This window comes from Pseudomonas juntendi (assembly GCF_009932375.1).
Taxonomy (GTDB): Bacteria; Pseudomonadota; Gammaproteobacteria; order Pseudomonadales; family Pseudomonadaceae; genus Aquipseudomonas; species Aquipseudomonas juntendi.
This window is the reverse complement of record NZ_BLJG01000579.1, coordinates 1-299: the sequence shown is the minus strand read 5'-3', so window position 1 is coordinate 299 and position 299 is coordinate 1. Positions and strand designations below refer to the sequence as shown.

At 66.6% G+C, this 299-nt stretch carries 1 protein-coding gene; it reads right to left on the bottom strand.

Annotated elements, in window-relative coordinates:
* Positions 1-73 precede the first annotated feature (73 nt).
* Complete coding sequence (locus GYA94_RS27810) at positions 74-238, bottom strand: hypothetical protein (protein WP_009686760.1); 165 nt, start codon at positions 236-238, stop codon at positions 74-76.
* Positions 239-299 lie beyond the last annotated feature (61 nt).

Below are 299 nucleotides of genomic sequence, written 5' to 3'. Positions count from 1 at the left end.
CACGGCTGCGCAGGGCCACCGCACTGGCGGGCGGCCCGGCTGGGGCAAACGGCCAGAGGCTGGCCGGGTTTGGTCACAACGGCGTGAGGGCGGTATCCGGTGGGCGGGCGTGGCGGCAGTGCCACAAGGCCCAGAAGGCGAGGATGATGTGCACCAGCGGGTTTTCCCCGGCACGGCTGCGGGCCTTCGGTAGCGAAGGGCGCGGCAACGGTGGGGCGATGGGCTGGGCGGGCGTCATGGTTTTGATACTCACATGCGGCATAAGGTTGATTAAAGCAGTGAATGGCAACCTTCACATA

Coding starts and splice junctions, on each gene's coding strand:
- GYA94_RS27810 (WP_009686760.1), bottom strand. CDS start 238: ATGACGCCCGCCCAGCCCATCGCCCCACCGTTGCCGCGCCCTTCGCTA.